Origin of the sequence: Occallatibacter sp. (genome assembly GCF_049802275.1) — a bacterium.
GTDB lineage: Bacteria > Acidobacteriota > Terriglobia > Terriglobales > Acidobacteriaceae > Telmatobacter.
In genome coordinates, this window is sequence record NZ_JBARMD010000116.1 from 1 (window position 1) to 7,945 (window position 7,945).

At 59.8% G+C, this 7,945-nt stretch carries 5 protein-coding genes; 3 read left to right on the top strand and 2 right to left on the bottom strand.

The annotated features are described in order from the left end of the window. Nucleotides 1–738: FtsX-like permease family protein (locus WA354_RS03865; protein ID WP_472811693.1), on the top strand; the 738-nt coding region annotated here is incomplete at its 5' end. Between the two features lie 108 nt (nt 739–846). Here the strand turns inward: WA354_RS03865 and WA354_RS03870 are convergent. Next, entirely contained in the window at nt 847–3,342 is a 2,496-nt protein-coding gene (locus WA354_RS03870; RefSeq protein ID WP_472811694.1) for an ABC transporter permease, read from the bottom strand. A gap of 385 nt (nt 3,343–3,727) precedes the next feature. Then, the gene (locus WA354_RS03875) at nt 3,728–4,483 is read right to left on the bottom strand and encodes an ROK family protein (protein ID WP_472811695.1); all 756 of its coding nucleotides are present in this window, start codon (nt 4,481–4,483) and stop codon (nt 3,728–3,730) included. A gap of 137 nt (nt 4,484–4,620) precedes the next feature. On the opposite strand from WA354_RS03875, the gene priA reads away from it, so the two are divergent. Together priA and WA354_RS03885 are read left to right on the top strand one after the other, a co-directional pair. Further along, the gene (gene priA / locus WA354_RS03880; protein ID WP_472811696.1) at nt 4,621–7,110 is read left to right on the top strand and encodes a replication restart helicase PriA; all 2,490 of its coding nucleotides are present in this window, start codon (nt 4,621–4,623) and stop codon (nt 7,108–7,110) included. Between the two features lie 99 nt (nt 7,111–7,209). Continuing rightward, nucleotides 7,210–7,635 carry a DUF3788 family protein gene (locus WA354_RS03885; RefSeq protein WP_472811697.1) on the top strand — a complete coding sequence of 142 codons (426 nt, stop codon included), beginning with the start codon at nt 7,210–7,212 and terminating at the stop codon, nt 7,633–7,635. Nucleotides 7,636–7,945 lie beyond the last annotated feature (310 nt).

Consider the following 7,945-nt stretch of genomic DNA (forward strand, 5'->3'; position numbering starts at 1 on the left):
GGAGAAGAACCGATTGGCACACATTTCGGCATGAATGATGCGGTGTACAGCGGAATGTACGAGATTGTAGGTGTGGTGCGAACGTCAAACTATACCGATCCGAGCGGCCATTGGCGGATGCCATTGCTCTTCGTGCCATTGGCGCAGCGCGCGCATTTTAATACGGCGATGGCGCAGATGATTGAAGAGCGCTCGCACCTTATTGAAGGCGTGGTGTTGGAAATGCACGGCAGCATGCAGGGGCTGGAACCGCAGGTACGGCGTGCGTTTGCCGAAGTGGACTCGAATTTGACGCTGGTGAGCATACGAACGATGGAACAGCAGGTGGCCGACCGGATGGACCAGGAGCGATCCGTCTCGCAGTTGACGGGTCTATTCGGCATTCTTGCGCTGGTGCTTGCGGCGGTGGGTCTGTACGGCGTTACTGCATACGGCGTGGAGCGCCGCACCGGCGAAATCGGCGTGCGCATTGCGCTGGGTGCGAACAGGGCGCAGGTCGTGGCCATGGTATTGCGCGGTGCGTTTGTGCAGATTCTCATCGGGCTTGCCATCGGGATTCCGGTGTCAATCGGATGTGCGCGATTGATTGCTTCCCAACTCTACGAAGTGAAGGGTTGGGATCCGGTGGCGCTGGGTGGCTCGGTTGCAGCACTGGCATTGTGCGCGCTTGTGGCGAGCCTGGTGCCCGCACGTCGGGCCGCGACCATTAATCCGGTGCGGGCGCTTCGGGTGGAGTAGGTCCTGGGGAGCATGAGCGCGAGGCGCAAGGTCTCGTCGGTGCTGGGCTTCGATCCCAGGTCTCAACTTCGAGACCTGGGGCACCCAGTTTCTGAAAGAGCCGAAAGGCTATTCGCCGCGCAAGGCTTGCATTGGATCAATTGACGCTGCGCGAATCGCGGGGAGTGTAGACGCTACAACCGTGAGCAGCAAAACTCCGATTGCCGCGAGAGCCAACACGAGCGGATCAAATGGGCTCACGCCGAATAGCATCGATCTGAGGAGCCCGGAAGCTGCCGCGGCGCCCGCGAGACCGATGACACATCCGACTATGGCGAGTTTCGCGCCGGACTGAATCACCAGCCCAACAATGGCAGAGCGTTGCGAACCGAGTGTCATGCGGATCGCCATCTCCTGCACGCGTGAGGCGACGGAGAACGCGATCACGCTGTAGATGCCAAGCACAGCGAGCAGCACAGCTGCAGAGGCGAAGCTTGAGATCAGCACCGTATTGAAACGCCGGGACGACTCCGATTCCGACACCACCTGTTCCATGGTCTGTACCTGCGTCAACGGGAGCAGGGGATCGATGGAGCGCACCGTGGAGCGCAAGGCATTTTCCATTTGTTCCGGCGGTAGCGCCGAGCGCAGCACAATGTACCCGCCGTTTCCGTTCAGGTCGCCGGGTGCAGCCAGTGAACCGATCGCATCCTCTGCCTGGTCAACGGGCATGTAGTACTGTTCGGTCGCAGGATTGTCGGGCGACATAAGCTGGGTGTCAGACACTTCGCCCACGACGGTGAGCCAAGGTGTCTGCATCTGCGCGGTGCCGATGCGGAGCCGCTTGCCAATCGGATCCTGGTTCGGCCAGTAGTGCTGCGCAAACTTGTGATTCACGATCAGCACCAGTTGCGTGCCTGCATGATCATCCTCGGTAAACGTGCGCCCGCGCAGCACTCGAACTCCCATCGCCGGGAAGAAGTTTCCCTCAACCTGCGAAACCGTCGCAAGGTTCATGTTCGCGCCCGGCGGTGGTGTGTAACCGTCAACTACGAAGGTCTGGTTGTTGTTGACGCCCTGCGACGGCAGCAAACTCGTAAGGCCAACGGACTGCACTCCCGGGAGCTGATTGAGCTTCAGCAGAAGTTCGCGATTGAATGTATCAACCTGCGACTGTTTCGAGTACTGCAGCTGCGGCAACGAGTAAGCCGCGGTGGTGACGTGCTGCGGGCTGAATCCGAGATCAACCGCACGCATCTTGTCGAAGCTGCGCAACAGCAGACCCGACGCGGAAAGCAGCACCAAAGCGATCGCAATTTCTGCAACCACCAGCGTCGACCGCAGGCGCGCGTGGCCTCCGCCAGCGCTACCGGTGCGTCCGCCTTCCTTCAGGTTGCTGTTTACGTTGGTACGTATCGCAGCGAATGCGGGTGCTAGTGCGCATGCCAGTCCGGTTACGACGGCCAGCCCCAATGCAAACGCAATCACCTGCCAGCTGAGCGAGATTTCATCTACGCGCGGCAGGCTCTCTGGCAGCATGCTCTTGCCCACGCGCAGCGCGACAGCCGCAAGAATGAGCCCAAGTATTCCGCCGCTGACACTAAGCACCAGGCTCTCGAGAACCGCCTGGCGAATCAGCGCTGAAGCGCGTGCGCCCAGCGCGAGCCTTACCGCAACTTCGCGCTGGCGGCGAATGGCGCGCACCAGCATCAGTCCAGCAAGATTGAAGCAGGCAATCAGCAATACCACGGCCACAGCAAGAAACAGGGTGCGCAGCAGGGAACGCGACTGCTGCACAGTATCGCCTTGCAGCGGGCGTACCAGTGCGTTGATGTGCAGGCTGGCCATTTCAGCCGGATAGCCGCGCATGATCTCCTTTGCCACGCGATCAGCATCGCTTTGTGCCTGCGTGGGCGAAATGCCGGGCTTCAGACGCCCAATCATCTGGTAGCTCCAGTTGCTCGCACTCCGCGATGCAAGCTCATCAGGCCGGAAACTCATCGGCACCCACAACTCTGCGCGATTGAGCTGGCCAGGTATGAGGGGGAATTCAAATCCGCGCGGCATCACTCCGATTACGATGTAAGGCTTGCGGTCGAGAAGCACCTTGGTGCCGACGATTTGCGGGTCCGCGTGAAAGCGTGTGCGCCACGTGGAATTACTGAGAACCGCGACCTGTTGATGATGTTCGTCCTCGTCTGCGGTAAAGACCCGGCCAAGTTGCGGAGCTACTCCAAGTGCAGAGAAGATGCCGGCCGTGATCCGCGAAGCATTTACCTGCGCCGGATCGCCGCTGCCGGAGAGCTCAAAGGCAGCACCCTGATATGCGCCCAGTGCGGTAAAGGAGCGCGTGTCGCGCGTGTAAGCGAGGATGTCCGGGACGGTGACGCCGACTTCATCGCCTCCCTGGCCCACTTCGACTCCCTGCAGGTGATCGGAGAGCACCATCAAACGATCCGAATCGGGGAAGGGCAGGGGCCTCAATAGCACTCCCTCCACGATGGAGAAGATCGCGGTGGTGGCGCCAATGCCGAACGCGAGCATGAGAACGGCAGTGATGGTGAAGCCAAAGGAGTTGCGCAGTTGGCGAAGAGCGAGCTTCAAATCAAGACGAAATCTCTGCATGCGGATCCTCGGGGTCAGGGTCTTTCCAGGAAGGTCGAAGCACGTGTGCAACCAAATGACAACCGGGCTAATCCTTGCTCTCGCAAGAGTTTGCAAAATGGAGTGGGACCTGCTCCGACTCGACGGACGTTCAGAAACGGGAGGATGTGTCCGAAAATGGACGCACAAACGAGCTGCTTGAGAGACCCGGGGCTCGGTCTTTTCTCCACGGTCCGGCTGCAAAAAAGCCCATCGTCGAATTGCGGGTCAAATCCGACGTGAAGAAGGCCCACGATTTCAGCCGTGGGCCTTCTTCCAGCGCATTGATTTCCAGCCACGGTCAGTCAAGCTTTGTTCAAACTCCACCGACACCCGACGTCAGTTGTTGTCTGGATTTCGGTTGTGCTTACTTCCAGTCCCGCCAGAGGGCCACACCGCCCAGCAAGCCGGCTTCGTTTGAAACGATCTCGATGTTTTTACCCGGCTTGAAATCGATCTTCTTGGCGTTGCCGCCGCCCAGGTAGAGGTGGTCCCAGTTGAAGAGTTTGGCGGTTTGCTCGATCGCTTCCTGCAGGAGCTTGTTCCAATGCTTCTTTCCGTACTTATCCAGGCCGCGGCGCCCCAGATAGTCCTCGTACTCACGGTCTCTTTTCCACGGATGATGGCCCAGTTCGAGTCCCGGACATAGATGACCATTCGTAAAGAGCGATGAGCCCAGCCCTGTACCGAGAGTTATGGCCAGTTCCACGCCGTCGCCCTTGATTGAACCGTAGCCCTGCACGGCTGCATCGTTGGCCACGCGCACTGGCTTCTTCCAGAGCTTCTCGAGTTCCTTCTCCAGCGGGAAACCGTACCACCTTGGATGCAGATTGGCGGCGGTATATGTGATGCCTTTCTTAGTCACGCCGGGGAAACCGACCGAGACGCGGTCAAAACCAGGCAACGTCTTGCGCAGTTCTTCCAAGCCTTTCAGTACGGCCAGCGGCGTGGGCACGGCGGGTGTTGCCACGCGCTGGCGCTCGCTCACAGGATGGCCCCTGGCATCGACCAGCATCGCCTTCAGACCCGAGCCGCCGATATCAATGCAGATGGTGATGGGGTTGGAGGTTTTGGGCGAGGCGCTGCGCGCAGTTTGGGAGGACTTAGTAGTCTTGGCGATCATCAGCAGGAATTGTACTGAAAGACAGGGAATGGGGAACAGGGAATAGGGCGTAAAAGACTCCGGCGGGTACAAACTCTGTGATGCCGGTTACGCACAGAGGTCTCGGTGGTGGGCCGCTAAACTGGAAGTTGCTCCCGATGCCTTCTTATTGTGAAGTCGCGTTGCCAGTGCCGATCGATCGCACGTTCACGTACGCCCTGCGCGAAAGCGAGCCAGTGGCCCGGGGCTCCCGCGTCATTGCACCGTTTCGCAATGAAAAGCTGATCGGCGTAGTCACGGCCACTGAAGCGCCCGCTCCCGCAGACTTCGAGGCGAAGTGCATTGAGGCAGTGCTCGATGACGAGCCGCTTCTGAGCGAACACCTTCTCAAGCTGGCGGAGTGGATTGCCGGCTACTACCTTGCTCCTCTCGGCGAAGTCCTGCGCGGAATGTTGCCGCTGATGGCCGAGGTACGACGGGTTGTTTACTACCGCATTACCGATCTTGGCCGTGATGTGCTGGCGTCGAGTCTGGATGGGGATGGGAGGAGTTCCCAGGTCTCAGACACGAGACCGGCACGGCGGGGAAAGCGTTCCGTTGAAGATTTGGCCATGGAGCGTCGTGTGTTGGAGAGGCTGGCAGCTGGCGAGCCCGTAAAGGTATCGACCCTGCGCACTGCTACGGCCGCTATCTTGCCCGTGCTGGTTGCAATGCAGCGCAAGAAATGGATTGCGCGCGAGACTGCTGCCACCGAACGCGACGCACGCCGCACTGAGCGCTTCGCTGTTCTCATACCGGATACTCGCCTGCCTGTGTTGACCAAACTCCAGCAGGCAATTCTGGCTGAGCTGGCCGCAAACGGGGGCGAGGTTCCTTTGGCCGCCTTACGCCGCCGCGATCTGCCATCTTCCACTTTGCAGACGCTTGTTCGGCGCGAACTGGTGCGCATCGAGGAGCGCGCAGCCGCTTTTCGACTGGGCGGCATCGAAGCTCCAGTTCAACCGTTGACGCTCAATGAGTCGCAACTTGATGCGCTCGCGTCCATCGTATCCAGACTTGGGGCATTTCACTCGTTTCTGCTGCGCGGCGTCACGGGTTCAGGGAAGACCGCGGTTTACCTCAAAGCGATGCAACGCGCGCTCGACCGAGGGCAATCGGCCATCCTGCTTGTACCGGAGATCGGGTTGACTCCGCAGATGGTTGGCCTGCTTGACGCAGCCTTTGGCGAGCGCGTCGCACTTCTGCACTCGGCGCTTACTCCCGAGGAGCGTACCGAGCAGTGGCGCCGCATCCATCGCGGGGATGCGCCAATTGTGGTTGGCACACGCTCGGCTATCTTCGCGCCCGCGCCTAACCTCGGTCTCATCCTTGTGGACGAAGAGCATGACCAGAGCTACAAGCAGGAGGAGACGCCGCGATACAACGCTCGCGACGTCGCGGTGATGCGCGCCAAACTGACCGGTGCTGTGGTCGTGCTAGGCTCGGCAACTCCCTCGCTCGAGAGCTGGCAAAACTCCGTACAGGGCAAATACACGCGCATCGAAATGAACGACCGTGTCAAGAATCGCCCTCTGCCCGAGGTCGAACTTATCGACATGCGACGCGAGTTCCAGGAGACTGGGCAGGAGCAGCTCTTTTCGCGCTCGCTCGTGGACCAGACGCGCCAGGCTATCGAGCGCGGTGAGCAGGCCATCATCCTCCTCAACCGCCGCGGCTATTCGTTTGCTGTGCTCTGCCGCGCCTGCGGACAAAAACTGGAGTGCCAGAACTGCGCCATCGCCCTTACCCACCACAAACCCAGCGGCGAAGACCAGATCGTGCGCGCAGGCCAGCGGCTGGAATGCCATTACTGCGGTTTCAAGCGCATAGTGCCGTCGAAATGCCCGAACTGCGAGAGCGAGCACCTTTATTTTCTTGGCGCGGGCTCGCAGCAGGGAGAAGAGCGGCTGGCGGAGATCTTTCCCGGCGCGCGCATCGGCCGGATGGACCGCGACACGGTGCGCGGGCGGCATGATCTGGAGCATCTGCTCGCGCGACTCCACTCTGGCGAAATCAATCTGCTGGTCGGTACGCAGATGATCGCCAAGGGGCACGACATTCACGGCGTCACACTCGTCGGTGTGGTCGGCTGCGATCACGCGCTGTCGATGCCGGACTTTCGCGCCGCCGAACGCGTCTTTCAGTTGATGATGCAGGTTTCGGGGCGAGCGGGCCGGGGAGAGCTGCCGGGTCGCGTCGTCGTGCAGACGTACTATCCAGATCACTATGCGATTGTTGCGGCCAGCACCCACGACTACGCGGGCTTTGCTGAGCGCGAGCTGAAGTATCGCCGCTGGATGCACTATCCGCCCTTCGGCGTGTTGGCGAATGTTTTGATTCAATCAGACAAATTGGAGGAGGCGGCAGGGTGGTCGGCGACGTTGGGCAAGTGGTTTCAGCAGACAGCGCCGGAGGGAGTTCGGGTGCTGGGCCCTTGCACTGCGCCGATTGCTCGCATCAATAACGTATATCGCTTCCACCTGATTCTGAAAGCCGCATCCCGCAAGTCTCTCAACGCAGCACTACGAGGCGCTCTTGCACATGCGGATGAAGCCGGCATCCCTCGCCGCAACATCGTCGTTGACGTAGATGCCCAGCGCCTCATGTGAAGTTCCCCACAGTTCTAATTCGCTTTGGTCCTTCAAAGTCTTGTCACAGCCGGCTCAACCAAAACGAGCTAGAATTCCGGCGCGCACCAAGGAGGCGAGATGGGTTATACCAATGCATTTCTTGGGAGGCCGAAGCAGCCCGGCGACGATGAAGTCGTTGCTGCTCTCGGGCCAACCGCTAAGCTCTGGAATGAATTCATCGATTGGATGGCGAAAGAAGAAGGAGTTGCAGGGCAGGAGTGGAAGGGCATCTGCGTCAATAAGTACGGCTGGAGCTTGCGCCTGAAACAGAAGAGTCGCAACATTGTCTACCTCGGCCCGGGCGAAGGCTGCTTCATGGTTTCGTTCGTCCTTAGCGATAAGGCCCTGAAAGCAGCAAAGGAAGCGCAACTGCCGAAGACGGCTGCAGATGCGCTAGCCACAGCTCCGCGCTATCCCGAAGGAAACGGCCTGCGCCTCATCGTGCATCGCGCAGGCGATCTACGAGCGATTAAAGAAATCGCCTCGATCAAACTCGCGAACTGAAGCGTTATCTGATTTGTCTATATAGGCTCAGCCCGCAACCGCTGTCGCTCTCTTGCCCCAAAACCAGCGGATTGATGTTGTTTTTCCGCTCAAAGCCAGGCGCAAACGTGGCAGGCGCGAATGCGGCGACGCCGTCCGCACAGCACTAGTCTCTGCGGTCGTAGCCCAAAGGGGTCTTTCCGGCCAGCGCTTCGACCCGACGTGCGAATCAGGCGCTCGGAGTGGGTGTCCCGGACTCCAATGTATGCAGTTCTTTACCGGGCTTGAAGCGCACGGCTTTTCCAGGCGTGATGCTGACTTCGGTGCCGGT